The sequence below is a fragment of the Variovorax sp. YR266 genome (assembly GCF_900107295.1).
In the GTDB taxonomy this organism is placed as follows: domain Bacteria; phylum Pseudomonadota; class Gammaproteobacteria; order Burkholderiales; family Burkholderiaceae_C; genus Variovorax.
Map to the genome: position 1 here is coordinate 347,710 of NZ_FNPM01000009.1, position 24,852 is coordinate 372,561.

The 24,852-nt window shown below is 67.1% G+C and carries 24 protein-coding genes; 11 read left to right on the forward strand and 13 right to left on the reverse strand.

Annotated features, from left to right (window positions below):
* The first annotated feature begins 21 nt into the window (after positions 1 to 21).
* On the forward strand, positions 22 to 1,575 hold the full coding sequence (locus tag BLW48_RS24280; RefSeq protein WP_093177927.1) for a TolC family outer membrane protein: 1,554 nt from the start codon (positions 22 to 24) through the stop codon (positions 1,573 to 1,575).
* 13 nt (positions 1,576 to 1,588) lie between these two features.
* On the opposite strand, the gene BLW48_RS24285 is transcribed toward BLW48_RS24280, so the two are convergent.
* Both BLW48_RS24285 and BLW48_RS24290 read right to left on the reverse strand, forming a co-directional pair.
* Positions 1,589 to 2,971 (reverse strand): 3-deoxy-D-manno-octulosonic acid transferase, encoded by a 1,383-nt coding sequence (locus BLW48_RS24285; RefSeq protein WP_093058240.1) that lies wholly within the window; start codon positions 2,969 to 2,971, stop codon positions 1,589 to 1,591.
* 9 nt (positions 2,972 to 2,980) lie between these two features.
* Positions 2,981 to 4,363: a phosphomannomutase/phosphoglucomutase gene (locus tag BLW48_RS24290; RefSeq protein ID WP_093177929.1), complete on the reverse strand. Its 1,383-nt coding sequence runs from the start codon at positions 4,361 to 4,363 to the stop codon at positions 2,981 to 2,983.
* Positions 4,364 to 4,474: 111 nt separating this feature from the next.
* Between BLW48_RS24290 and BLW48_RS24295 the strand changes: the two genes are divergently transcribed.
* Genes BLW48_RS24295 through BLW48_RS24305 form a run of 3 tightly spaced genes read left to right on the forward strand, consistent with a single transcriptional unit; the run spans position 4,475 to position 7,566 of the window.
* A complete protein-coding gene (locus BLW48_RS24295) occupies positions 4,475 to 6,082 on the forward strand; it encodes a DNA-3-methyladenine glycosylase 2 family protein (protein ID WP_093177931.1) in 1,608 nt (535 codons plus the stop codon).
* Positions 6,083 to 6,088: 6 nt separating this feature from the next.
* On the forward strand, positions 6,089 to 6,586 hold the full coding sequence (locus BLW48_RS24300) for a methylated-DNA--[protein]-cysteine S-methyltransferase (RefSeq protein WP_093078854.1): 498 nt from the start codon (positions 6,089 to 6,091) through the stop codon (positions 6,584 to 6,586).
* 38 nt (positions 6,587 to 6,624) lie between these two features.
* Entirely contained in the window at positions 6,625 to 7,566 is a 942-nt protein-coding gene (locus tag BLW48_RS24305; protein WP_093058236.1) for a DMT family transporter, read from the forward strand.
* Positions 7,567 to 7,585: 19 nt separating this feature from the next.
* Here BLW48_RS24305 and BLW48_RS24310 read toward each other — a convergent pair whose 3' ends face one another.
* From BLW48_RS24310 to BLW48_RS24325, 4 genes are all read right to left on the reverse strand, one after another.
* Entirely contained in the window at positions 7,586 to 8,248 is a 663-nt protein-coding gene (locus BLW48_RS24310; RefSeq protein ID WP_093177932.1) for a DUF1345 domain-containing protein, read from the reverse strand.
* 71 nt (positions 8,249 to 8,319) lie between these two features.
* The gene (locus BLW48_RS24315; RefSeq protein WP_093177934.1) at positions 8,320 to 9,873 is read right to left on the reverse strand and encodes an AMP-binding protein; all 1,554 of its coding nucleotides are present in this window, start codon (positions 9,871 to 9,873) and stop codon (positions 8,320 to 8,322) included.
* A gap of 5 nt (positions 9,874 to 9,878) precedes the next feature.
* Positions 9,879 to 11,015, reverse strand: a complete 1,137-nt coding sequence (locus tag BLW48_RS24320) for a DUF5938 domain-containing protein (protein ID WP_093177936.1) — start codon at positions 11,013 to 11,015, stop codon at positions 9,879 to 9,881.
* Between the two features lie 22 nt (positions 11,016 to 11,037).
* Positions 11,038 to 11,841, reverse strand: coding sequence for an SDR family NAD(P)-dependent oxidoreductase (locus tag BLW48_RS24325; RefSeq protein ID WP_093177937.1), 804 nt, complete (start codon positions 11,839 to 11,841; stop codon positions 11,038 to 11,040).
* Positions 11,842 to 12,083: 242 nt separating this feature from the next.
* Between BLW48_RS24325 and BLW48_RS24330 the strand changes: the two genes are divergently transcribed.
* On the forward strand, positions 12,084 to 12,722 hold the full coding sequence (locus BLW48_RS24330) for a TetR/AcrR family transcriptional regulator (RefSeq protein ID WP_218137519.1): 639 nt from the start codon (positions 12,084 to 12,086) through the stop codon (positions 12,720 to 12,722).
* A 16-nt stretch (positions 12,723 to 12,738) separates the two neighbouring features.
* Here the strand turns inward: BLW48_RS24330 and BLW48_RS24335 are convergent, their stop codons facing one another.
* The 3 genes from BLW48_RS24335 to BLW48_RS24345 form a co-directional block, all read right to left on the reverse strand.
* Positions 12,739 to 13,701, reverse strand: coding sequence for a LysR substrate-binding domain-containing protein (locus BLW48_RS24335; RefSeq protein ID WP_093058230.1), 963 nt, complete (start codon positions 13,699 to 13,701; stop codon positions 12,739 to 12,741).
* 67 nt (positions 13,702 to 13,768) lie between these two features.
* Positions 13,769 to 15,178, reverse strand: a complete 1,410-nt coding sequence (locus BLW48_RS24340) for an FAD-binding oxidoreductase (protein ID WP_093177941.1) — start codon at positions 15,176 to 15,178, stop codon at positions 13,769 to 13,771.
* A 30-nt stretch (positions 15,179 to 15,208) separates the two neighbouring features.
* On the reverse strand, positions 15,209 to 16,513 hold the full coding sequence (locus tag BLW48_RS24345) for an MFS transporter (RefSeq protein ID WP_093177942.1): 1,305 nt from the start codon (positions 16,511 to 16,513) through the stop codon (positions 15,209 to 15,211).
* Between the two features lie 256 nt (positions 16,514 to 16,769).
* Between BLW48_RS24345 and BLW48_RS24350 the strand changes: the two genes are divergently transcribed.
* Together BLW48_RS24350 and BLW48_RS24355 are read left to right on the forward strand one after the other, a co-directional pair.
* Complete coding sequence (locus tag BLW48_RS24350; RefSeq protein ID WP_093177944.1) at positions 16,770 to 17,609, forward strand: phosphate/phosphite/phosphonate ABC transporter substrate-binding protein; 840 nt, start codon at positions 16,770 to 16,772, stop codon at positions 17,607 to 17,609.
* 96 nt (positions 17,610 to 17,705) lie between these two features.
* Positions 17,706 to 18,410, forward strand: coding sequence for a glutathione S-transferase N-terminal domain-containing protein (locus tag BLW48_RS24355; protein WP_093177945.1), 705 nt, complete (start codon positions 17,706 to 17,708; stop codon positions 18,408 to 18,410).
* Between the two features lie 27 nt (positions 18,411 to 18,437).
* Here the strand turns inward: BLW48_RS24355 and BLW48_RS24360 are convergent, their stop codons facing one another.
* From BLW48_RS24360 to nthA, 4 genes are all read right to left on the reverse strand, one after another.
* The gene (locus tag BLW48_RS24360; protein ID WP_093058225.1) at positions 18,438 to 19,724 is read right to left on the reverse strand and encodes a M20/M25/M40 family metallo-hydrolase; all 1,287 of its coding nucleotides are present in this window, start codon (positions 19,722 to 19,724) and stop codon (positions 18,438 to 18,440) included.
* A gap of 116 nt (positions 19,725 to 19,840) precedes the next feature.
* Complete coding sequence (locus BLW48_RS24365; protein ID WP_093177998.1) at positions 19,841 to 20,194, reverse strand: nitrile hydratase accessory protein; 354 nt, start codon at positions 20,192 to 20,194, stop codon at positions 19,841 to 19,843.
* A 5-nt stretch (positions 20,195 to 20,199) separates the two neighbouring features.
* Entirely contained in the window at positions 20,200 to 20,868 is a 669-nt protein-coding gene (gene nthB / locus BLW48_RS24370; protein ID WP_093177947.1) for a nitrile hydratase subunit beta, read from the reverse strand.
* Positions 20,865 to 21,494 (reverse strand): nitrile hydratase subunit alpha, encoded by a 630-nt coding sequence (gene nthA, locus BLW48_RS24375; protein WP_093177948.1) that lies wholly within the window; start codon positions 21,492 to 21,494, stop codon positions 20,865 to 20,867. Before nthA ends, nthB begins: the two co-directional genes overlap by 4 nt.
* A 36-nt stretch (positions 21,495 to 21,530) precedes the next feature.
* Here nthA and BLW48_RS24380 point away from each other — a divergent pair, with 36 nt between their 5' ends.
* From BLW48_RS24380 to BLW48_RS24395, 4 genes are all read left to right on the forward strand, one after another.
* The gene (locus BLW48_RS24380) at positions 21,531 to 22,370 is read left to right on the forward strand and encodes a thymidylate synthase (protein WP_093177950.1); all 840 of its coding nucleotides are present in this window, start codon (positions 21,531 to 21,533) and stop codon (positions 22,368 to 22,370) included.
* A 5-nt stretch (positions 22,371 to 22,375) separates the two neighbouring features.
* The gene (locus BLW48_RS24385; protein ID WP_093177951.1) at positions 22,376 to 22,903 is read left to right on the forward strand and encodes a dihydrofolate reductase; all 528 of its coding nucleotides are present in this window, start codon (positions 22,376 to 22,378) and stop codon (positions 22,901 to 22,903) included.
* The gene (locus BLW48_RS24390) at positions 22,900 to 24,042 is read left to right on the forward strand and encodes a phosphatidate phosphatase App1 family protein (protein WP_093177953.1); all 1,143 of its coding nucleotides are present in this window, start codon (positions 22,900 to 22,902) and stop codon (positions 24,040 to 24,042) included. Before BLW48_RS24385 ends, BLW48_RS24390 begins: the two co-directional genes overlap by 4 nt.
* Before the next feature lie 163 nt (positions 24,043 to 24,205).
* The gene (locus tag BLW48_RS24395) at positions 24,206 to 24,445 is read left to right on the forward strand and encodes a hypothetical protein (protein ID WP_007829428.1); all 240 of its coding nucleotides are present in this window, start codon (positions 24,206 to 24,208) and stop codon (positions 24,443 to 24,445) included.
* Positions 24,446 to 24,852: the final 407 nt, after the last annotated feature.

Here is a 24,852-nt window from a genome sequence, read left to right on the forward strand (position 1 = left end):
TTCTTTCTTCAAGGACGTTCAATGCCTTCCAGGCCCCGGCTTTCGCCTCTTTCCGCAGCGCTCGCAAGCATCTTCGCAGCCCTGCTCGCATCGCCGGCCCTGACCCAGGCCCAGACACTGAACGAACTCTATGACGCCGCCCGCGGCTACGACGCCACCTACCAGGGCGCGCGGGCCCAGTACGAGGCCAACGTCGCGCGTGCCGCGCAGGCCAAGGCCGGCATCCTGCCCGCCGTGGGGCTCACGGCCGGCGTGACGCGCAGCGACCTCGACATCGACACTCTCACGGGCAGCGGCCGCGGCACCACCACGCCGCGCAACTTCAACACGCAGAACGTCGGCATCAACGCCACGCAGCCGCTGTACCGGCCCGCCAACTGGGCCACGTACGAGCAGGGCAAGCGCCAGGCCGACATCGCGCAGGCGGTGCTCACCATTGCCGAGCAAGACCTGATCGTGCGCGTGAGCCAGGCGTATTTCGACGTGCTCGCAAGCCAGGACAGCCTGGCGCTCGTGCGCGCGCAGAAGGTCGCCGTGGCCGAGCAGCTGGCGTCGGCCAAGCGCAACTTCGAGGTCGGCACCTCCACCATCACCGACTCGCGCGAGGCGCAGGCCCGCTACGACCTCGTGATCGCGCAGGAGATTGCGGCCGAGAACGACCTGCAGGTGAAGAAGATCGTGCTCGACCAGCTGGTCGGCCGCCCCGGCAGCGTGCCGGTGCCGCTGCGGGTGCCGGTAGTGCTGCCCGCCGCCGTGCCCGCGGACATCAACGCATGGGTCGCGCAGGCTGACGAGGTGCATCCCTCGATCCAGCAGGCCCGCCTGGGCCTCGACGTGGCCGGGCTCGAAGTGGACAAGGCCAAGGCCGGCCACAAGCCCACGCTCGACGCCAACCTGGGCTACAACGTCACGCGCAACCCGACGGGCACCAGCACCAGCACCGTGGGCACCCGCGTCAACGCGACCACGGTCGGCGTGACCTTCAACCTGCCGCTGTTCGCCGGCTTCGCCACCGAAAACCGCATCAAGGAAACGCTGGCGCTCGAAGACCAGTCGCGCAGCGTGCTCGACGGCACCCGCCGCAGCGTGGCGCAGGCCACGCGCGCGGCCTACCTCGGGCTCGTCTCTGGCGCAGGACAGGTGAAGGCGCTGGAAGCGGCCGAGGCGTCGAGCCAGAGCGCGCTCGACGCCAACCGGCTCGGCTACCAGGTGGGCGTGCGCATCAACATCGACGTGCTGAACTCGCAAAGCCAGCTGTACCAGACCAAACGCGACCTGGCGCAGGCGCGCTACAACGTGCTGCTGGGCAACCTGAAGCTGCGCCAGGCCAACGGCACGCTGACGACCGACGACATGAATGCGATCAACGCGACGCTGGCGAGCAACGGCAGCGTGCCGGCCGTGCCTTCGGCCACCGGGCCTGATCGCAGCACCTCGGTGCCGCCTGCGACAACCGTGACGCCGCCGAGCATTCCGGTGATCCCGCCGGTGCCGGTGCAGCCGTTCAATCCGCCGGCGCCGACGATGCCGACAGCACCCGTGCCGCCGGTGATCCTGAACCCGCCGGTTCGCTGAACGCGCGCCGCAGTCAGTCCAGCGTGGGCTCGGCCCGCGTTGGCTCTTCGTCCAGCGGCTCGCCTGCCGCCGTCACCGGCTCCGCCGCCTGCGCAATCGCCAGCACCGCGGCCGCTGTGCGCTCGGCAGCCCCACGGTTCGATGAAGAAAACGCCAGCGCGGCCTGTGCCATCGTGGCGCGACGCTCTGGGTTCTCGACCAGCTTCAGCGCGGCCGTCACGGCCTGCTCCATGCCCTCGACCCGCAGCGACGCACCGGCCGCCAGCGACAGCTGCGCCGCCTCGGCAAAGTTGAAGGTCGACGGGCCCATGATCACCGGGCAACCGCAGGCCGCCGGCTCGATCAGGTTTTGGCCGCCCAGCGGCTCGAAGCTGCCGCCGAGCAGCGCCACGTCGGCGAGGCCGTAGTACAGCGCCATCTCGCCCAGCGAATCGCCGAGCCAGATCTCTGCATCTGACGGCTGGCCCGCCGCGCTCCGGCGCGCGACGGCAAAGCCCTCGGCCTCGATCAGCGCCGCCACTTCGTCGAAGCGTTGTGGATGGCGCGGCACGATCATCCATTGCACGTCGTGCACGCGCTTGGCAATCGAGCGGATCGCGCCCTGCTCGGGCGGCACGGGCGAGGTTGCGCCGAAGCGCTTGAGCACTTCGAGCAGCAGTCGCTCTTCGCCGTCGCGCGAGCTTGCGAGCACGACCATCGGCTTGGGCAGGCGCTCGCGCAGCGACACGGCCGCGTTCAGCTGGCGCGCATCGGGCGTGGCGTCGAATTTGAGGTTGCCGTAGATGCCGGCCACCTTGGCGCCGAGCGACACCAGGCGGTGCGCATCGGCCTCGGTCTGCGCCCACACGGCCGTCAGGGCCGAGTACGCGGGCCGCGCCAGCCATGCAAGCCGTTCGGCCGAGGCCAGCGATTTCTCGTTGAGCCGCGCGTTGGCCAGTACCAGCGGAATATGGCGCTCCGCGCACGCGGCGGCCATCTCGGGCCAGACCTCGGTTTCCATCAGCACGCCGATGCGCGGCTGGAACTTGTCAAGAAAACGCGCCACCGCGCCCGGCGTGTCCCACGGCTGCCAGACCTGCGTGTCGCCGGGTTCGAGCAGCTTGGCGCCTTCTTCGCGACCGGTGGCGGTGCCATGCGTGAGCAGGATCGGAATGCCCGGGTACTGCCGCCGCAGCTCGGCGATCAGGATGGCGGCCGCGCGCGTCTCGCCGAGCGAAACCGCATGCACCCAGCACTGGGCCTGGCCGGTGGTGGCTTCGTCATAGTGGCCGAAGCGCTCTTCCACGGCCACGCCATAGCCCGGCTCGGCCTCGGCGCGGCGCCGCAGCTTGCGGCGCACTAGCGGTTGCACGACGGTGGTGAAGACGCCGTAGAGGCGAAGCAGCAGGGAACGCACGGGCTCAGTTCAATGAGAGGCTTCAGCCAGTCTGGCGTCGGGCTTGACGGTTCTCAACAAAGCCAGCATCTCGGCTTCGATGCGCTTCAATGCGACATCGGTCTGGCCTTCGAAGCGCAGCACCAGCACGGGGGTGGTGTTCGAGGCGCGGATCAGGCCGAAGCCATCGGGCCAGTCGACGCGCAAGCCATCGATGGTCGAGACCTTGGCTGGGGCCGCGAAGCTCGCGCCCTTCACGAGCTTGTCGACCACCACGTGCGGCTCGCCTTCGGCGCAGGCCACGTTGAGTTCGGGCGTCGAGAAGCTGGTGGGCAGCGCGTTGAGCACGTCGCTCGCGTTCGGGCTCTTGCTCAATATTTCGAGCAGCCGGCAGCCTGCGTAGGTGCCGTCGTCGAAGCCGAACCAGCGCTCCTTGAAGAAGATGTGGCCGCTCATCTCGCCGCCCAGCGGCGAATCGATTTCCTTCATCTTCGCCTTGATGAGCGAATGGCCAGTCTTGAAGATCATCGGCACGCCGCCCGCTGCCTCGATGGCCGGTGCCAGGCGCTGCGAGCACTTCACGTCGTAGATGATGGTGCCGCCGGGCACGCGCGACAGCACGTCCTGTGCAAAGAGTTGCATCTGGCGGTCGGGGAAGATGTTCTGGCCGTCCTTGGTGACGATGCCCAGGCGGTCGCCGTCGCCGTCGAAGGCCAGGCCCAGCTCGGCGTCGCCGGTGGCCAGCGCGGCCATCAGGTCCTTGAGGTTCTCGGGCTTGCTGGGGTCCGGGTGATGGTTGGGGAAGTCGCCGTCGACTTCGCTGAACAGCTCGGTCACTTCGCAGCCGATGGCGCGGAAGATGGCAGGGGCCGACGCACCCGCGATGCCGTTGCCCGAATCGACCACGATCTTCATCGGCCGCGCCAGCTTGATGTCGCCGGCAATGCGCTTGACGTAGGCCTCGGTCACGTCGACCTTGCGCACGCTGCCGCCTGGGGCGAGCTGAGCGGTGCCAGCTTCCATGGTCTTGCGCAGGCCCTGGATCTCGTCGCCGTAGATCGCGCGGCCGGCCAGCACCATCTTGAAGCCGTTGTAGTCCTTGGGGTTGTGGCTGCCGGTGACCTGGATGCCGCTCTTGCACAGCGTGTAGGCCGCGAAGTACAGCATCGGGGTGGTGACGGCGCCCACGTCGATCACTTCGACGCCGGTGGCCACCAGGCCCTTGATCAGCGCCTCTGCCAGCGCGGGGCCCGACAGGCGGCCATCGCGACCTACGGCCACCGACTTCTCACCGGCGGCGCGGGCTGCGCTGCCGAAGGCCCTGCCGAGCGCTTCCGCCACCTCCGTATCGAGAGTGACGGGCACGACGCCGCGAATGTCATAGGCCTTGAAGATCGACGCGCTGAGCTGCATGAAAGGCGTTTCCCTGTTGGTTTTGTAAACGGGGCATTGTAGGCAAGGCTCCAGATGCCCACATGTCCGAAAACGGCCAGTTGAAACGAGTCGAAACCGTATCATTTCCCCATGCCTACCAGCCACACCCCCACCGAAGCGCTCGAGAGCGACGCCTGCTACCTGGCGATGAAGACGCATGATGCGCGCTTCGACGGATCGTTCTTCACCGCCGTGACCTCCACCGGCATCTATTGCCGCCCGGTCTGCCGCGTCAAGCTGCCGCGCCGCGAGAACTGCCGGTTCTTCCGCCACGCGGCACAGGCCGAGGCCGCGGGCTTCCGCCCCTGCCTGCGCTGCCGGCCCGAGCTGGCCCCTCGTGCTTCAGGCGCAGCCAGCTGGTCTACCGAAGACGCCTCGCGCATCCTCGCGTTGCAGGCAGCACGGCTGATCGACGAGCCCGACGCCTGGTCGGAAGACGGCCCGGGCGCGGCGCAGATCGCGGCGCGGCTCGGCGTGAGCGACCGCCACCTGCGGCGCATCTTCGAGGTGCAGTTCGGCGTCTCGCCCCTTCAATATCTGCAGACGCGCCGCCTGCTGGCCGCCAAGCAGCTCATCGCCGACACCCGCCTTCCGATGACGCAGGTGGCGCTGGCAAGCGGCTTCGCCAGCGTGCGGCGCTTCAATGCAGCCTTTCTGGAGCACTATGGCCTGAACCCGAGCGCCCTGCGGCGCGCCGGTGGCGCCACCGTCGAAGGTGGCGAAGGCAAGGCCATCGAGGTGCGGCTGGGCTTTCGCCCGCCCTACGACGCCAACGCGATGCTGGGCTTCTTCGCGCGCCGTGCGCTGCGCGGCGTCGAAGTCGTATCAACAGCGGACGGCAAGGAGCCCGCCAAGGGCAGCACGCCCACCTATGTAAAGCTGACCCGTACGCTGCGCGTCCAGCAAGGCGGACAGGCGCATGCGGGCTGGCTGCAACTGCGCTTCGACCTCGAACGCGAGCAACTGCTGCTGTCGGTCAGCGATTCACTGGCCGCGGTGCTGCCCATCGTCATCAGCCGCGCACGCGCCCTGTTCGACCTCGACGCCGAGCCGATGGCCATCAATGCAGCGCTGCATGCGGCCTTTCCGCATGGCGACGGGCTGCGCGTGCCGGGCACGGTCGACGGCTTCGAGCTGGCGGTGCGCGCGGTGCTGGGCCAGCAGATCACGGTGGCCGCGGCGCGCACGCTGGGCTCGCGGCTGGTCGAGGCCTTCGGCGAGCCACTGGCTACGCCCATCGAGGGGCTGACCCGCCTGTTTCCCACGCCCGCGACCATTGCCGCCGCGAGCGGCGATGCGCTGGGCCAGCTCGGCATCGTGCGGCAGCGGCAGACGGCCCTGCACGCCATCGCACGCGAAGTCGCGTCCGGCAAGCTGGCGCTGCATGCGGGGGCCGACGTGCCTTCGACCATCGCGGCGCTGCAGGAACTGCCCGGCATCGGCGCCTGGACCGCGCAGTACATCGCGATGCGCGCACTGCGCTGGCCCGATGCATTTCCGGCCGGCGACGTGGCACTGCAAAAGGCGCTGGGCGTAACCACAGCGCGCGCAGCCGGCGAGGCCTCGCAAGCCTGGCGGCCATGGCGCAGCTACGCAGTGCTGCGGGCGTGGCATGCGCCCTCTTCCACTCCTGCAACCGCCACCGAAACGGCGGCTGCGGAACTCCCTCTCATCACTACGGCAGGCCTCGCCGCCTGAAACGTCATGAAATTCAAGAGCAAAGTCATCTACACCTCGCACATCGACACGCCGCTCGGCGGCATCACGATGGCGGCCACAGACCAGGGCCTGGCCGGCGTCTGGTTCGACCAGCAGCGCCACTGGCCCGACACCAGCGGCTGGATCACGAAGGACGACCACCCCGCGCTGGTCGAGGCGGCCGCGCAGCTGCACGACTACTTCGCCGGCAAGCGCGACAACTTCGACATGAAGCTCGACCTGTCGCACGGTACCGCGTTCCAGCAGAGCGTGTGGCAGCAACTGCTGGCCATTCCGGCGGGCGCCACCACGAGCTATGGCGCGCTCAGCGTCAACGTGGGCAACCCGGCCGCGGTACGCGCCGTTGGCGCGGCCGTGGGGCGCAACCCGATCAGCGTGATCGTGCCCTGCCACCGCGTGCTGGGGTCGGACGGCTCGCTGACCGGTTACGCTGGCGGGCTCGACCGCAAGACAGCCCTGCTAGAACTCGAAGGCGCGCTGTAAGAACATCCAACGAAGAAGAGACAGAGAGCGAAAGACGCATGACCACAACGAACAACAACATCGCAGCCGCCAAGCCCCTCGCACCAACCGCCTGGCTCATCGACCTGGTGCTGCTGGGCGCGCTCTGGGGCGCGTCTTTCCTCTTCATGCGCATCGGCGCCGCCGAGTTCGGCGCGCTGCCGACGGCCGCGGTGCGAGTGGCCATTGCCGCGCTGTTCCTGCTGCCCATCGCGCTGCTGCGCGGCCAAGGACCGTCTCTCGCCAAGCACTGGAAGGCCAGTTTCGCGGTCGGCGTCTTCAACTCGGGCATGCCGTTCGCGCTGTTCTGTTTCGCGCTGCTGACCATCAACACCGGCCTGGCCGCCGTGCTCAATGCCACGACACCGATGTTCGGCGCGCTCGTGGCCTGGGCCTGGTTCCGCGAGCGGCCTGCGGGTTCGCGCATCGTCGGGCTGGTGATCGGCTTTGCCGGCGTGGCAATGCTTGCCAGCCGCAGCGCCGGCCTGCATGCGGGCGCCAGTGGCAATGCCGCGCTCTTCGCGGTGCTGGCCTGCCTGGGTGCGTGCCTTTGCTACGGCATCTCGGCCAGCGCCACGCGGGCCCACCTGGGCGGCGTGCCCGCGCTGACCACAGCCACCGGCAGCCAGATCGGCGCCACGCTGTTCCTCGCCCTGCCCGCCTTCTGGCTCTGGCCCGCGCAGATGCCCAGCCTGCGCGCGTGGCTCGCGCTGCTGGCGCTCGGCATCGCCTGCACGGGCGTCGCCTACATCCTGTTCTTCCGGCTGATCGAACGCGCCGGTCCGGCGCGCGCGCTGACGGTGACCTTCCTGGTGCCGGTGTTCGCGCTGTTCTACGGCGCGGTGTTCCTCGGCGAGAACATCACGCAGTGGATGCTGATCTGCGCGGCCGTCATCGTCTGCGGCGTGGCGCTGTCGACGGGCATCGTCAAGCTGGGCTCGCCCCGCAAGGCCTCGGCCTGAGCGCGCTTCGGCGGGGTGCCTACACGGCGCCCGCGACGACGTTCACCGAGAGTGCGAGCACCAGCATGTTGAACGCGAAGGCCAGCACGCTGTGCAGCAACGTGATTCGCCGCATCTCCTTCGACGTCGCCTGCACATCGGACACCTGCGAGGTCATGCCGATCACGTACGAGTAGTAGAGAAAGTCGAAGTAGTCGGGGGCGTCGTCCTTGCCCGGAAAGTCGAGCCCGCCGTCGGGCGTGCCGCTCTTCTGGTCGATGTAGTAGCGGTGCGCGTAGTGAAAGGCGTAGATCGTGTGCATCATCAGCCACGAGCCCGCCAGCGCCACCAGCCCGAGCGCCACGTGCGCCGCGCGCTCCCAGCCGCTCAGTGCCTTCACCTGCTGCAGCAGCATGGCGATGGCCACCACGCTGGCGCCGACCACCACCAGCATCGAGACGAGGATCACCACGTTGGGCTGGTCCAGCGACTGCGCCCGTTCGCGCGTGCGCTTCGCATCGAAGGTGTCGGCCAGCCACCACGACAGCACCTGGTAGACCACCACGGCCACGCACCACCCGGCCAGCGCGCGCGCCATGCCGCCCATGGGCACCGGCATCAACGCCGCGGCGGTAGCGCAGCCTGAGACAGCGCCGTAGAAAAGACGTTGGGGACCGGTGGTGGTGGAAAGGTGTTTGCGCATGGCGGCACTGTAGCGCCGCGCAGTCTCCCGTCGTCGGCGTTCAAGGGAGTCATGCCCGGAGACATTCGCTTCTAGCGCTGTCTCTGCCCTTCTCCGTCCGACAGCAACGCTGCGCGCACTTCCTTCTTCAGCACCTTGCCCACCTTGGAGCGCGGCAGGTCGAGCCACACCTCGATCTGCTTGGGTGCCTTCACGCTGCCGATGCGCGACTTGACGAAGGCCTTGATCTCCTCCACGTCCAGTTGTCGCCCGGCATGCAGTTGCAGCACTGCCACCACGCGCTCGCCCCACTTCTCGTCGGGCAGGCCGACGACGGCGCTGTCCTGCACGTCGGGGTGCTGCATCAGCACCTGCTCGACCTCGGCAGAGTAGACGTTGAAGCCGCCCGAAATGATCATGTCCTTGGCGCGGTCCACGATGTAGAGAAAGCCATCGGTGTCGAGGTAGCCGATGTCGCCGGTGTGGTGCCAGCCGTGGCGCGAGGCCTCTTCGGTGGCGCGCGCGTCCTTGTAGTAGCCGAGCATCACGAGCGAGCCGCGCACCACGATCTCGCCGCTCTCGCCCGTGGGCAGTAGCGCGCCGTCGCCGTTCATCACGCCTACCTGTACGAGTGGCCCGGGCCGGCCGGCCGATGACAGGCGTTGGTGTGCGATGGTGCCGTCATTGTTGAAGTGGTCGCGCGGCGACATCATCGAGATCATCATCGGCGCCTCTGTCTGGCCGAAGAGCTGGGCCATGACGGGGCCGATCTTCTGCAGCGCCTCTTCGAGCCGCGCGGCCGACATGGGCGCCGCGCCGTACCAGAAGCATTGCAGCGAATCGAGCTTCGCATCTGCCAGCTGCGGGTGCTGCAGCAGCATGTAGATCAGCGTGGGCGGCAGGAAGGTGTGGGTGACGCCGTGTTCTTCGATGAGGCCGAGGAACTCGCCCAAGTCGGGCTTGGGCATGATCACGACCTGCCCGCCGAGCGCCATCACCGGCAGGCACAGCACGCCGGCCGCATGCGTGAGCGGCGCAAGCGCAAGGTAGACGGGCCGGCCCTCGAAGGGGTAGCCCATCAGCGTCAGCGCCGACATCGCCTCGAGGTTGCGCCCCGACAGCATCACGCCCTTGGGCTGGCCGGTGGTGCCGCCGGTGCCGGCGATCATCGCAACGTCGTCGACCACCGGCACATCGATGGGCGCATCGCCGGCATCCCCCAGCCATTGGTCGAGCGATGGCGCGAAGGGCTGCGGCTTGTCGAGGCAGACCAGCGTCGTCACCTTGGGCAGGTCGGCCCGCATCTGCTCGACCAGCGGTGCGTAGTTGCTGTGGAAGATCAGGCAGCTGCAGTCGAAGGCGTCGAGCACGTAGCGGTTCTCGGCAGCCTCGTTGCGCGGGTTGATCGGACACCACACGGCCGCAGCGCGCGACAGCCCGAAGACGCATGCAAAGGCGACCGGGTCGTTGCCCGACAGCACCGCCACCTTGCTGCCCGGGGCGATGCCGCTGCGCTGCAGCGCCCGCGCCACGCGGTAGCTGAAGCGCTGCACGTCGCCGTACGACAGCAGCACGGCCCCCATGCGCAGGCAGGGCGCCGCGGCTCCCAGCGAAGCGCCCTTGTCCAGGTAGTCGATCAGGCGCATGGGAGTCAGCCCAGCCGGGTGAGCACGGGCTCCTGCACCAGTCCGAAGCTGCGCAGCGCGCCCAGCAACTCGCGATGCCCGAAGGCCTGGCAACCCGAGGCGAAGCCGGCGCGCCGCGGCGCCTGCTGCAGCAGCGAGGCCGCCGCATAGGCCTGCAACAAGCCGGTCTGCTTGTAGTTGCAATTCCCGAAGATCACGCAGTGCATGCGGCCCAGCGGACCGGAGGCATGCACCGAATCGACGGACTTGTTGATGCGCGGGTTCTCGCGCGGGGGCATGGTGTTCATCACGCCTGCCGCCGTCTGGGCCAGTGCGGCGTAGCGATCCTCGTCGTTCATGCCTTCCGTGGCCTTGAGCGCGGCGGCCACGATGTGCGGCACGCCCTGCATCAGCGCCTTGTTGAAGACCCCGCCGAGCACCTTCACATTGGCCACGCGCGGATCGCGCTTGAACCATACCGGGTGCGAGGTGCCGCCCCAAGGCAGCGCCAGCGCTGCCTCATGCTGGCCGGGAATCGACAGGTGGTACAGGCCCGCGTCGGGTTGCCACTCCACGTACTCGTTCTGCTCCAGGTAGTAGGCCTTGGACGTGGCTGCGTTGACCAGGATGGTCTGAGTGGACGCGATGGTCGGGCTGCCGCCCCAGAACACAGCAATGTCCAGCGTGTCGAGCCCGGGCGTCTCCAGGCACAGCTGCGCCGCGATCTCGCCGGTGGTGTACATCTGCGCCAGGCCGGGCGAGAGCAGCAGGCCCGCGGCGGCGAACTTGGCGCCGTACTTCTGTTCGAGCGTGATGAGCCAGTCTTGCTCTCCTGTGGTGTCGGTGTAGTGGCATCCGGCGGCCAGGCAGGCCTCGACCACCTCGGGGCCGAACTTGGCGAAAGGCCCCACCGTGTTGAGCACCACCGAGGCACCGGTGAAGAGCTCGGTGAGCGCCGCCACCGAATGCTTCACCTCCACTACCTCGTAGCTCGCAGTCTCGATGCCGGGCACGTTGGATTTCATCGCCGCTTCCAGCTTCTGCGCGCTGCGGCCCGCGGCAACGAAGGGGATGTTGTACTCGCGCAGGTATTCGCACACCAGTCGGCCGGTGTAGCCGGAGGCGCCGTAGACGACGACGGGCTTCTTCTTGCTGCTGCTCATGTTGTGTCTCCTTTTTGTGCGCTCACATGCCCATGCCGCCGTCCACCGCGATGCCGGCGCCGGTGATGAACCGGGCCGCATCGGAGCAGAGGAAGACCACCACGTCGGCCATGTCGCCGACTTCGCCGAGACGGCCCAATGGCGTCTGGCCGATCACGTCGCCCACTGCCGCCTCGACACTGGGCGCGAGCCCCGCAGCGACGATGTCGCTGGCGAGCTTCATGCCCATGTCGGTGGGCACCAGCCCCGGGTAGATGCAGTTCACGCGAACGCCGTAGCCCAGCTTGCCGGACTCCACGGCCGCGACGCGCGTGGCGCGATCGACTGCGGACTTGGTCGCCGAGTAGCCGGCAATGGCCGGGAACGCAATGGTCGCCGCGACCGATGCGATGTTGACCACCGCCCCGCCGCCGCCCGCGCCGCCACCGGGACGCATCGCACGGAACGCGTGCTTCATACCGAGCAGCGTGCCCGCCACGTTCACGTCGAGCATGCGGCGCAGGTCGTCACCGTCGACGTCGATCACCAGCGAAGTGATCTCGATGCCGGCGTTGTTGACGAGGATGTCGAAGCCGCCGAGTTCCTTGACGGTGGTCTCCGTGGCCGAGGCCCAGTCGCCGTCTTTCGTGACGTCGAGCGGAACGAAGCCCACCTTCGCTCCCGACGCGGACAGCCTGGAAGCGGTTTCGCGCCCCAGGTCGGCGAGCACGTCGCCAATCATCACGGAGGCGCCGGCCACCGCCAGCGCTTCGGCAATGCCCGCACCAATGCCGCGCGCACCGCCCGTCACCAGGGCCTTGCGCCCTTTCAAGTCGAACTTGGCCATCACTTGTCTCCTGTAGATGTGTTGTGAGATGGAGCGGTCATCGTAGAAATCGACTTTACGGGTGTCAAGTTTTTCTTTGACGATTGTCAAAACTTCGTAAAATGACATGCGTGGCACGCCGGATGCGGGTTCTCCCGCTTGCGTGCTATGGTTTGGAATCACGAAGAAACACAGGGGCCGGCATGCATGCGGTCCGGCTTTCAATGACGACACATCAACGGCTAAAGAAACACGCTGAACGAGTGCCCAAGACGCGGGTCGACAAATTCTCGGAACGGCGCGCCGAACTGGGCGAAGCCGCGCTGACAACGCTGGCAGCACTGGGCTATGCACGCACCAGCCTGCGCGAGATCGCCCAGAACTCGGAGTTCTCTCACGGCGTTCTGCACTACTACTTCAGCGACAAGGTCGACCTGATCATCTGCAGCGTCAAGCAGTACAAGGCGCGCTGCGTCACGCGCTACGACCACGCGGTGGAAAGCGCCACCACCTACGACGAGCTGATGGATGGCTTCCTGCAGAGCCTTGGCGACACGCTGCGCGACGAAGGCCACGTGCATCGCCTCTGGTACGACCTCCGTTCGCAGGCGCTGTTCGAAGAAGCCTTCCGCGCCGATGTCGTGCAGATCGACAAGAGCCTCGAAGACATGATCTGGCGCATCATGAGCCGCTTTGCCGAGCTCTCGGGCGAAGCGCCCGGCATGCCGCCCTCGGCCACCTATGCGCTGTTCGACGGGCTGTTCCAGCAGGCGCTGCTGAAGCACCTGTCGGGCGATGCGAAGGCCATCGACAACATGCAGGCCGATGTGCGCCAGGCCATCTCGCGCCTGTTCGCTGCCCCTGCCAAAGCCGCAGCGCCGGCCCGCAAGCGCCGCGCCTGAAACGAAGGGCCGGGCGTCAGGGCCTTGGCCCTTTCGCCGGCGCGACGGCACGCGCGCCCGCCCACTGCCCGCTCTCGCACAGATCGCGCACCACGTCGCCGATCAGCGTGCACACGGCGCGCTTCGCGTTCGTGGTCGGCAAGTGCACCGACACGCACAGCCCGAGCGTGCGAAACATCGAAGGCGAGTCGATGCGGTGCGCAACGAGCCGGCCTTCCTGCACTTCGCGCTGGGCAAGCCCGAACGGCATGATGGTCGGCCCGAGCCCCGCTTCCACCGCCGCCTTCAGCGTGTAGACCGAATTGATCTCCGCGGCCACCTGCGCCGTGGAATGCCCCTCACGCTCCAGCACCGCATCGACCAGCCAACGCGTGCAGTGGCCGTGCGCATTGGCGGGCCACACCAGCGGCCGCGCAGTAGCCTGCGCAATGCTCACGTCGCCGGGCGGCAACGCATGCGGGCTCTGCGGCGATTCGAGGAACACGAAGTCTTCCTCCACCAGCGGGACGAACCGGATGTCCTCCGCCGGCATGGCGGGCGAGAACACCGCCACGTCGACCCGGCCGCGCAGCAGCTGGTCGGCCATGTTGCCGGTGAGTTCCTCGTTCAGATGCAGCACCACGTCGGGATAGCGCCGGGCCGCCGCGCGCATCAGCGGCAGCGCGATCATGGGCGACACGCTTTGCGGCAGCGCCGCCACCACCGAGCCCGCCACCGAATCGGCCGCGACGTGCACGGCGGCCTTGGCGTCGCTCACCTGCTTGGTGATGCCCTGCGCGTACTCGTAGAAGACCTTGCCTGCCTCGGTCATCGCCACGCCGTTGCGGCTGCGAAGCAGCAGCTGGGTGCCGAGCTCGGCTTCGAGCTCGGCCATCTGCTTGCTCAATGCCGACTGTGCAATGAAGAGTTGCTGCGCGGCGCGCGACAGGCTGCCGCAATCCACGATGGCAACGAAGTACTTGAACTGACGCAGCTCCATCGAAGGGCCTCCGGCCGCGCACTGCGGGGTGCAGGCGAGGCCGGGGATTCTAGGCCCACCCCTGCGCTCAGACCGGACCGACAACCTTTCCAGGGTTGAAGATGTTGTGCGGGTCCAGTGCCTGCTTCACGGCACGCATCAGCGCCACCGTGTGCTCTCCGTGCTCCTCGACCAGGTACTTCATCTTGTGCATCCCCACGCCATGCTCGCCGGTCGAAGTGCCGCCATGGCGCAGCGCGCGCTGCACAAGCCGGTGGCTGAAGGCCTCGGCGGCTTCGTTCTCCGCCGCGCTGTTCGGGTCCACCAGCACCAGGCAATGGAAGTTGCCGTCGCCGACGTGGCCGAACACCGGCACCAGCAGGCCGTGTTCGGCGATGTCGGCCTGCGTCTCCTCGATGCACTGCGCGAGCGCGGACAGCGGCACGCACGCGTCGGTGGTCAGGCTACGGCTGCCCGCCTTCAGCTGCAGGCAGGCGAAGTAGGCGTGATGGCGCGGCGTCCACAGGCGCGAGCGCTCCTCTGGCCGGTTGGCCCATTGAAAGGCGCCACCGCCGTGGTTGCCCGCAATCTCCCGCACGATGCCGGCCTGCTCGTCGATCTGCGCCTGGCTCGCACCGAACTCCAGGAACAGCGTCGGGTTCTCGCCCAGGCTGGTGTGGCTGTGCGCGTTCACGGCGCGGATGGTCAATGCATCCAGCATCTCGGCGCGCGCCAGGGGAACGCCCATCTGGATCGACTCGATCACGCAGTCGACCGCCGCGCGCACCGACGGAAAGTGCACCACCGCTGCCGCGTAGGCCTCGGGGTGCGGATGCAGCCGCACGGTGGCCTCGGTGATCAGCCCCAGCGTGCCTTCGGAGCCGCAGTACAGCTGCGTGAGGTTGTAGCCCGCCGAGCTCTTGCGTGCCCGCGAGGCGGTGTGCGTCGTGTCTCCGTTGGCCGTGACCACCGTCAGGCTCACGAGGTTGTCGCGCATGGTGCCGTAGCGAACGGTGTTGGTGCCGGAAGCGGCCGTGGCGATCATGCCGCCGATGGACGCATTGGCACCGGGGTCGACCGAGAAGAAAAAGCCGGTGCCCATCAGCTCCGCGTTCAGCTGCCCGCGCGTCACGCCGGCCTCGACCGTGGCCGTGAGGTCTCCGGGGCGAATTGCCAGCACCTTGTTCATCTGCGAGAAGTCGATGCACACGCCCCCCTCGACGGCCAGCAGGTGCCCTTCCACCGACGAGCCCACGCCGAAGCCGATGACCGGCACGCGCTCGCGTGCGCAGGCCCGCACCACGAACGCCGTCTCTTCGGTGCTGCGCACGAACACCACCGCATCGGGCGGCTGCGGCAGATAGGTCGACTCGTCGGTGCCGTGCTGCAGCAGCACGGCCGGGCTGGTGGAAAAGCGCTCGGCAAACTTGCGCTGCAGCAGCGCAACCAGCTCAGGCGACGGGGAACGCCGCGTGTTCGAACTCACGACCGTGTCCATGGGGTTCCTTCAAGGAAGCAGATAAACGGATCAGCGCTTCGGCTTGACGAACAGCACCAGCACCGCGCCAGTCACCAGCAGCCCCGCAAGCATGTGCAGGCCGGCATCGGTGCTCTGCGTCGCATCCTTGATGAGCCCGATGAGAAATGGCGCGCTGAAGCCCGAGAGGTTGCCGAAGGAGTTGATGAGCGCAATGCCCGCCGCCGCAGCAGCACCGCCGAGAAAGGCCGTCGGCATGCCCCAGAAGACCGGGAAGGTCGACATGATGCCCATCGTGGCCAGCGTGAGGCCGGCCATCGCGAGCGTCGCATTGCCGTGGAAGGCCACGCTCAGCACCAGGCCGATGGCGCCGACGATGGCGGCCAGCGCGCTGTGCCAGCGGTACTCGAGCCGGCGGTCGGCGCTGCGGGCCACGAAGTACATCGCGACCACACCGAAGGTCCATGGAATGGCGCTGAGAAGGCCGATGTCGAGCGCGCCCTTCACGCCGATCGCCTTGATGATGCTCGGCAGCCAGAACGAGATGCCGTACAGCCCCGATGTGTACGCGAAGTACACCAGCGCCAGCAGCCACACGCGGCCGTTGCCCAGCACGCTGAGGATGCGCGGCTCGGCCTTGCCGGCGTCTTCGGCGGCGATGTCGCGGGCGATGAGTTCGCGCTCGGCGGGCGTGAGCCACTGCACGTCCTTCACGCGGTCATCGAGGTAGCGCCACACCACCAGCCCCAGCGCCACGGTCGGCAGCCCCTGCAGCAGGAACAGCCACTGCCAGCCGGCCCATCCGTTGACGCCGCTCATGCCCTGCAGGATCCAGCCCGAGATCGGCCCGCCGAGGATGCCCGCGAACGGAATCGCCGCGAGGAACAGCGACGTGGCCTTGCCGCGCCGCGCGGCCGGATACCAGTAGGTGAGGTACAGGATGATGCCGGGGAAGAAGCCTGCCTCGGCCGCGCCGAGCAGGAAGCGGATCACGTAGAACGACATCGGCGAACTCACGAACATGGTGGCCGCCGAGAGCAGGCCCCAGGTGATCATGATCCGCGCGATCCAGCGGCGCGCCCCCACGCGGTGCAGCACGACGTTGCTCGGCACCTCGAACAGGAAGTAGCCGATGAAGAAGATGCCCGCGCCCAGCCCGTAGACCGCGTCGCTGAACTGCAGGTCGCCCTGCATCTGCAGCTTGGCGAAGCCGACGTTCACGCGGTCGAGGTACGCCACGATGTAGCAAACGAATAGCAGCGGGATCAGCCGCCATCCGACCTTGCGGTAGACGGCGTCGGAGGTGCTGTCGAAGCGGCCGCTGTAGGGCGGCGTTGCGATGGTGCTGGTGCTCATGGGTGCGTCGCTTTCGTTCGTTCTGGCCCGGTTGCAGCCAATAGTCTCGTTCGCACCCCGCCGCGCCGGTGCGGGTTTCTACGCAAGATTCATATGGATTGAAGATCCGCGTATCTCCGAACGAGATGCGCACGCCGCCGGTTCGCCGAAGTGTTGTTTCATCAGGGCTAACCCTGCAGTCAAGGCCCTGTTCCTCCGCCCCGATGAATGTAATAATTTAGTTACAACATTACCCATCAACCGGAAGAAGGCCTCCATGAATCACCGCACTCTTCGTCCTTCGCTTCACACCGTCGCTCGCGGTACAGCGGGGTTGCTTCTGGCAGTTGGCGCCTCGGCGCATGCCTTCGTGATCGGTGTCAGCGAAGGCGTGAGCTACAACGTGTCCGACGCGCAGGTCAGCGCCCGCTTCGAGCCCATCGCTGAAGTGCTGTCCAAGGCGCTCAAGCAGCCGGTGACGGTCAAGGTGCTCAACTCGTACAACGGCGCGCGCGACGCGCTGAAGCAGCAGCAGGTCGACTTCGCCTTCGTGCATCCGTCGCACGTGGCGCTCGCCGCCATCAAGAGCGGGCAGTACAGCGCCTTCGCCTGGACCACCGGCTACACCGACTACAAGGTGTCGTTCCTGTGCAAGGAGCAGCAGCCGATCTCCGACTGGAAAAGCGTGGCGGGCAAGCAGCTGGTCATGCCCGATGCCGACTCGATCACTGCGGTGATCACCCGCGCGATGCTGCGCGAACAGGGCCTGCAGGGGCCGACGGCGGTCAAGGTCACCAACACGCGCTTCCAGGAGGCCGTGCCCTTCTACGTGCAGAACGGCTTCGCAGCTTATGGCGCAACGGCCGCCTCCAGCGTGGTCAAGACCTGGAAGGACGGCGGGGGCAAGGTATGCGCGGAATCGCGCGCGGTGCCAATCAAGCAATGGCTCGCGTCGCGCAAGCTCGACGCGGCCACGGTGAGCGCGGCGCGCGATGCCCTGTTGAGCCTGGGGCAGACCGACGCAGGCAAGCGCGCGCTCGCGGCATCCAGCTATGTCGGCTTCGTCGCGCCTTCGGCCGACGTCGAGGCCTCGCTGATGAGCTGGCTGGGAATCTGAGGGCCAGGCAGAGGGTAAAGCCGCACGCGCACGCCATCTGCCCGACGCGGGCAGAATCCGGCGCTTGCAGTTTCCTCCCTCTCAAGGACTCCCTCCATGACCGATCTCTCGAGCTTCCCCATCACGAAGAAATGGCCCGCGCAGCACCCTGACCGGCTGCAGCTGTACTCGCTGCCCACGCCCAACGGCGTGAAGGTGTCGATCATGCTGGAAGAGACCGGCCTGCCCTACGAGCCGCACCTCGTGAGCTTCGAGACCAGTGACCAGATGTCGCCGGAGTTCTTGTCGCTCAACCCGAACAACAAGATCCCGGCCATCATCGATCCCAACGGCCCGGGCGGCAAACCGCTGGCGCTGTTCGAGTCGGGCGCCATCCTCATGTACCTCGCCGAGAAAACCGGCAAGTTCATTCCGCAGGACGCCGCCGACCGCTATGAAACCCTGCAGTGGGTGATGTTCCAGATGGGCGGCATCGGCCCGATGTTCGGCCAGCTCGGCTTCTTCAACAAGTTCGCCGGCAAGGACTACGAAGACAAGCGCCCGCGCGACCGCTATGTGGGCGAATCGAAGCGCCTGCTCGGCGTGCTCGACAAGCACCTGGCAGACCGCGCATGGATCATGGGCGACAGCTACACCATCGCCGACATCGCCACCTTCCCGTGGATCCGCAACCTGATCGGCTTCTACGAGGCTGCGGATCTGGTGGGCTTCAAGGATTTCAAGAACGTGGCGCGCGCGCTCGAAGCCTTCGTGGCGCGCCCCGCCGTGGTGGCGGGGCTGGGCATTCCGAAGCGGGGCTGATCCGGTCAGTTCGCGATCAATCCGCGATCAGTTCGCGGACAGGTCCATTAGCATGCGCGAGAGCAGATAAAGCCGCGGCACCACGCTCTCGACCTCCGCGTATTCCTCCGGCGTGTGGATGCCGCCACCCACAATGCCGAAGCCGTCGAGCACCGGCACGCCGACGCCCGCCACCAGGCTCGCGTCGGCCGCGCCGCCGCTACTCTCGATGGTGAGCTTCTTGCCGATCTCTCCATAGATGCCTTCGGCCATGCGCACCAGCTTGTCCGACGCGGGCAAACGCGGCATCGGGGGCAGGCCACGAATCAGGCGCACGCGCACTTCGGTCTCGGGAATGAGCTTGTTCTGCGAGATGCGGATCAGGTCTTTCTCGACACGATCGAACTCTTCAGGCGTGGCCACGCGCACGTCGCCCTTGGCGCTGGCCGTCGCGGGAATCACGTTGGTCGGGCCGTTGGCCGTGAGCACCGTGAAGTTGACCGTGGTCTTCTTCGCCGCATCCGCCGTCTTCGACAGCTGCAGCACCTGGTGCGCCACCTCCATCGCCGCGTTGCGGCCCGCCTCGGGCGCCACGCCCGCGTGAGCGGCCACGCCCTTCACCTCGATGAGTGCGGTGGCCGAGCCCTTGCGCTCGACCACGAGGCCGTCGGCCGGTCGGCCCGGCTCCAGGTTCAGCGCCACGTCATGTTGCTTGGCAATGCGCTCGATGAGCGCGCTGGTGCCGACGGAGCCGACCTCTTCGTTGGTGTCGAGCAGGAAGGTGATCTGCCCATAGTCCTTGAAGCCGATCTGCTTCAGGATCTTCAGCGCATACAGGCCGGCCACCACGCCGCCCTTGTCGTCCATCACGCCGGGGCCGTAGGCGCGGCCGTCCTTGATGTAGAAGGGCTTGGCTGCAGCCGTGCCTTCCTTGAAGACGGTGTCCATGTGCGCGAGGATCAGGATCTTCTTCTTGCCCTGGCCGGTCAGCGTCGCAACCACGTTGGTGCCGGGGTGCGGATCGGCCGGAAAGGTCTCGATGCGCGCGCCAAGCTTGCGCAGTTCGTCCACGGCTATCTCGCGGACCTTTTCCAGGCCCGCGGTGTCGGCCGAGCCCGAGTCGATGTTGACCATGCGCTCCAGCATCTTGACCGCCTCGTCCTTGCTTTGCGTAGCTGCGTCGAGCACGCCCTGATGCGGCTTCTGGGCCGCGGCGTTGCCGGCAAGCAGCATGGCGCACGCGAGCACGGCGCCGTGGCAGGCGGTGCGCGCCCAGCGGCGGGTTGATGTGGATGCCGAAGGAACCGGGAAGAGATGGCGCGAATGAATCGTCATGTTGTGCGTTCTGTGCTTTCTGTGGAGGGACGGTGGAAGCGGCGGCAGGCTATCACCCGCTTCGAGAACGGGTCAAGCACGATGCGGGCCGCGGCACACCGCACCGGCACGCACCTCTAGCCGGGAAAGTCTTCGCCGCGCAACTCGATCGGCTGGCCATGCGGTGTGCGGTCGGCCGCGTGGTCCCAGGCGTGGCGGTAGCGGGCCAGTTCGTCGTCGGAGCTGGCGCCCTTGCGGGCCACGAGACCTTCGAGCGCGGCGAGCCAGTGGCGGTAGTAGGTCTCGCCGGTGTCGGGGTCGCCCGCGGCCTGTGCGGCGGCGATCTGCCCGGCCAGCGCCTCGGCCCATTCCGGCCAGGTGAACAGGCCGCGTTCATGCAGCACCAGCGTCATCGCGAAGGCCTGCGCCTCCCACGGTGCATTGAACACGGGCCCATCGGCATCGCGCGGCATGCCGGGCGACAGGGGCATGTCGCTCACGACGTGGCCTCCAGATAGCTTTCCCACGCATCGACCGACACCGACAGGTTCTGGCGCGGCGCTTCGTCGCCCCAAAGCTCGGCTTCATCGAACTCCACCGTGTAGAGCCACTGCGGCTGCTCGCCGAGCCCCTGCGCATGACTGTCGGCGAACACATGTGCGCCATGTACGTGCACGATGGTGCCGCGCTTGCCCTGCACATAGCCCGGTAGCCGTGTGTGATGGTCGACCTTGCCGAGGTGGTGCATGCGCACCGGCTGGCCCATGGCGAAGCGCGCCGGGGCCGATGCCGGCCGCTCGGTCGGCGAGCCCTTGGCGAGAACGGCTGGCACGTTGGCCACCTGCAGCACGCGGGCCACGGGCGTGGGCGCGTGGCGCATTTCTCCGCTCGTGAGCTCGTCGGGAAAGACCTGCCCGCGCTGCAGCATCAGTTGCTCCAGTGCACTGAGCCAGATCTGGTAGTAGCTCAGGTCGCGATAGTCCGGCAGCGACTCACGCACGGCGCGGCTCGCATCGATGTTCCATGAACCGGTCGCGCCCATGGCCAGCACGAGCGCCAGGGCGCGTGGCTCCCAGGCCGCATGAAAGAGTTCGCCCTCGGACTCCGGCACCACCTTGCCGAAACCCGGCTGGCCGCCGAGGTCGGCTTTCGTGACGTAGCTCATGTGGCGCTCCCCTCTTCGGCAGGCAACTCGACCAGCCGCGTGCCAATCATCGAATCGCGCGAGACCAGCGCGGCGAGTTCGTCTTCGCCCAGGCTTTCGGTTCCGGCAGGGCGCTGCGGAATCACGAGGTAGCGCACCTCGGCGGTCGAGTCCCACACGCGGATGCGCGTGGCCTCGGGCAGCGTCGTGCCGAAATCGGCAAGCACGCCGCGCGGGTCTTTCACCACGCGCGAGCGGTACGGCGCGCTCTTGTACCAGGTGGGCGGCAGGCCCAGCACTGGCCACGGGTAGCAGCTGCACAGCGTACAGACCACCATGTGGTGCAGCTCGTCTGTGTTCTCCACCGCCACCATGTGCTCGCCCTGCCGGCCCGTGTAGCCCAGCGAGGCGATCGCCGCCGTGGCGTCGGCCAACAGCCACTGCCGAAAGGCCGGATCGACCCAGGCCCGTGCCACCACGCGTGCGCCGTTGCGCGGGCCGACGCGGGTCTGGTAGGTGTCGATCAGCGCATCGAGTGCGGCGGGGTCGATGTAGCCTTTCTGGGTAAGCACGCTTTCGAGGGCGCGGACGCGCAGGTCCATCTCGCCGAGTTCGCTGTGTCCGTGGGAGTGGTCATGGCCGGTCATCGGCCAATGCTAGCGCCGCCCCGTAAAATTCCCAACATGACCTCGCCCACCCGCCCCGTCCGCTCCCAGTACGAAGATTTCATGCGCCATGTCGACACTCACGGTGTCTTCAAGAGCGACCGCACGGGTACCGGCACCAAGAGCGTGTTCGGCCACCAGATGCGTTTCGACCTGAACGAGGGCTTCCCGCTGGTCACCACGAAGAAGGTGCACCTGAAGTCCATCATCCAGGAACTGCTGTGGTTCCTGACCGGCTCGAGCAACAACAACTGGCTCAAGGAGCGCGGCGTCACCATCTGGGACGAATGGGCGCGCGAAGACGGCGACCTGGGCCCGGTGTACGGCGTGCAATGGCGCAGTTGGCCCACGCCCGATGGCGGCCACATCGACCAGATTTCCGACGTCATCAAGACCCTCAAGACCAACCCCGATTCGCGCCGCATCATCGTGAGCGCGTGGAACGTGGCCGAGCTGTCGAAGATGGCGCTGATGCCTTGCCATGCCTTCTTCCAGTTCTACGTGGCACCGCCGCAGGCCGAAGGCGAACGCGGCAAGCTCAGCTGCCAGCTCTACCAGCGCAGCGCCGACATCTTCCTGGGCGTGCCCTTCAACATCGCAAGCTACGCGCTGCTCACGCACATGGTGGCGCAGCAGTGCGACCTCGACGTGGGCGACTTCATCTGGACCGGCGGCGACTGCCATATCTACAGCAACCACGCCGAACAGGTCGCGCTGCAACTGAGCCGCACGCCGTACCCGTACCCGACGCTGAACATCAAGCGCAAGCCGGACTCGATCTTCGACTACCAGTACGAAGACTTCGAAGTGCTGGACTACCGGCACGGCGATCCGATCAAGGCGCCCGTGGCGGTGTGAGCGGGATGAACAAGCCCAACATCAACATCATCTTCGCCCGCGCCGCCAACGGCGTGATCGGCGCGAACAACACGATCCCCTGGCACATCCCGGAGGACATGGCGCACTTCAAGCAGCAGACCGCGGGCGCGCCGGTGATCATGGGCCGCAAGACCTGGGACTCGCTGCCGCCGCGCTTCCGGCCGCTGCCGGGCCGACAGAACATCGTGGTGACGCGGCAGGCCGATTGGCAGGCCGAAGGCGCACTCCGCGCCAGCAGCCTGCAAGAGGCGCTGTCGCTTTGCGAATCGACTTCATCGAAGCCCGAGGCCGTGTGGGTCATCGGAGGCGCACAGATCTACGCCGAGGCCGAGCCGCTTGCGCACCGCGCAGTGGTGACCGAGGTTGCGCGCGACTACGAAGGCGATGCCTACGCTCCTGAACTCGACGCCGCCGCGTGGCGCGAGACACAACGCGAATCGCATGTCTCCGCCAAGGAAGGCCTGGGCTTCAGCTTCGTGACTTACGAGCGCGTCGCCCCCACGAAGAAATGAGCGACAGCGCCCCGCACCGCTCGCCCGTGCCGGACTTGCGGCGCCGGTCGCTGGTGGTGGGCGCAGCGCTGCTTGCGGGCCTTGCGCCGCTGCAGGCAGTGCAAGCGGCAGAGCCGCTCGAGCCCGACGAAGAAGCGCTCTTCATGACCGGCACGGCGCGCCCCACCGTCGACGGCAGGCTCGAAGTCGATATCCACGCGTGGATCTTCGAGCGCGAGCATCGCTGGGGGCTCAACACTGCCCTCGCACGCTACCTCGGCCTGAGCCTGAAGAAGCTCTCGCCCGCCGCGCGCCTGCGCTTCAACCAGCGCACCGCGCTGTTCCATGCGGAGTCGGAAGAAGACAAGGTGATCGACGTCGACTTCGACGGCAGCCCCGCGCGCGTGACGATGCCGCCATCGGGCAAGGACGGCCGCAGCAACCTGCGCATCGTGATCGACGCACCGCGCACGCCACTGCTGCCAACCTCGCCATCACCGCAGGAGTGGGTGCAGTTCCATGGCGTGACCGGCCCGGGTGAGCTGCTGCATCGCTTCAGGGGCCATGCGCTGGTCGTGCCCGCGCAGGGCGTGTCGGTCATCTCGGACATCGACGACACCATCAAGCGCACGCAGGTGCGCGACCGGCGCGAGATGCTGCTCAACACTTTCGCACGCCGCTTCGAGGCCGCGCCACGCATGGCGGCCTGGTATCGCGCGCTGGCGAAGACGCCCGACACGCGCTTTCACTACCTTTCGGCGAGTCCGATCCAGCTCTACCCGGCGCTCTCGGATTTCATCCGCAACGCCGACTTTCCCGCGGGCAGCATGCATCTGCGCGAAAGCACCACGTGGCGCACGCTGATTCCCGGCGAGCAGGATTCGCGCGAGCACAAGCTCGGCGTGATCAACCGGCTGCTCACCGAATTTCCGCAGCGCCGCTTCGTGCTGGTGGGTGACTCTGGCGAAGCCGATCCAGAGATCTACGCGCAAACGTTTCACTCGCATCCGCAGCGCATCGACAGCATCGTGATCCGCGACGTGACGGGCGAAGGCCGCACCTCCGATCGCTATCGCGCGACCTTCGAAGGCATCGATCCGGTGCGATGGCACATCGTGATGCCGGACACCACGGCGTGGCCCGTGCAAGCGCTCAACTAGCCGCCGAGTTACCGGAAACAAACTGGCGCCTTCGTGGCTCCAGCAGCGCGAAAGGAACACTTCGGTACACCCGAGGAAAGGCATGCGCGGCGGAGGGTTTAGACAGCGCTAATTGTTTGTGCGCACAATGCCGTAAACGCCCTCAACCAAAAGGAGACGGCTCATGTCCATGGAATTTCTACGGGTTATCGCCGAGCAGAAATTGCCATACGTTATTCACACGCCGGCTGACATCGACAGGCTGCGCGTGCTGCGTGCGGCAGAGTTGGTGACTGCATTCATTCCGCCTTCGGACCGCGCCCCCGATGCGCGCGCGATCCGCCAGTTGGCCCAGGTCGAATCGATCACCGCCAAGGGCAAGCTGGCACTGAACAAAGCCACTTCGGCATTCATCGAGCTCTAGCAAGGCGCCCCCGCGGCTTCGCACGAAGCCCGCGACGTTCGCGCCATTGACGCGGCCTCGCGCTGCGCTCACCCGGGTTCCCCGGGTCCTCCATTCCGGTTACACATCGCGCCATCCCGCGCACGCGGGAGCACGCGCGCGATAGCACCGCCCCCGCCTTCCTGTCATTGAACTTTGGTCCGATGCGCCGGCGGGCGCGTCTGCCTAGCAATCGGCTGCCTATTTGCGTGACAAAACCCTCATTTATGTAACTTTACAAAGCTCAGGCACTTGTTTTTGTTGAGGTTTGTCCAGCGCATGTGGGACCCCTCCCCAATTCTGGGGATTGTTAGCAAATATCTCGATTTGTATCTTCCGTCCGTCTTTGATGCATGCCGGGACTGCAACGGCAACGGACCGCGCACCGC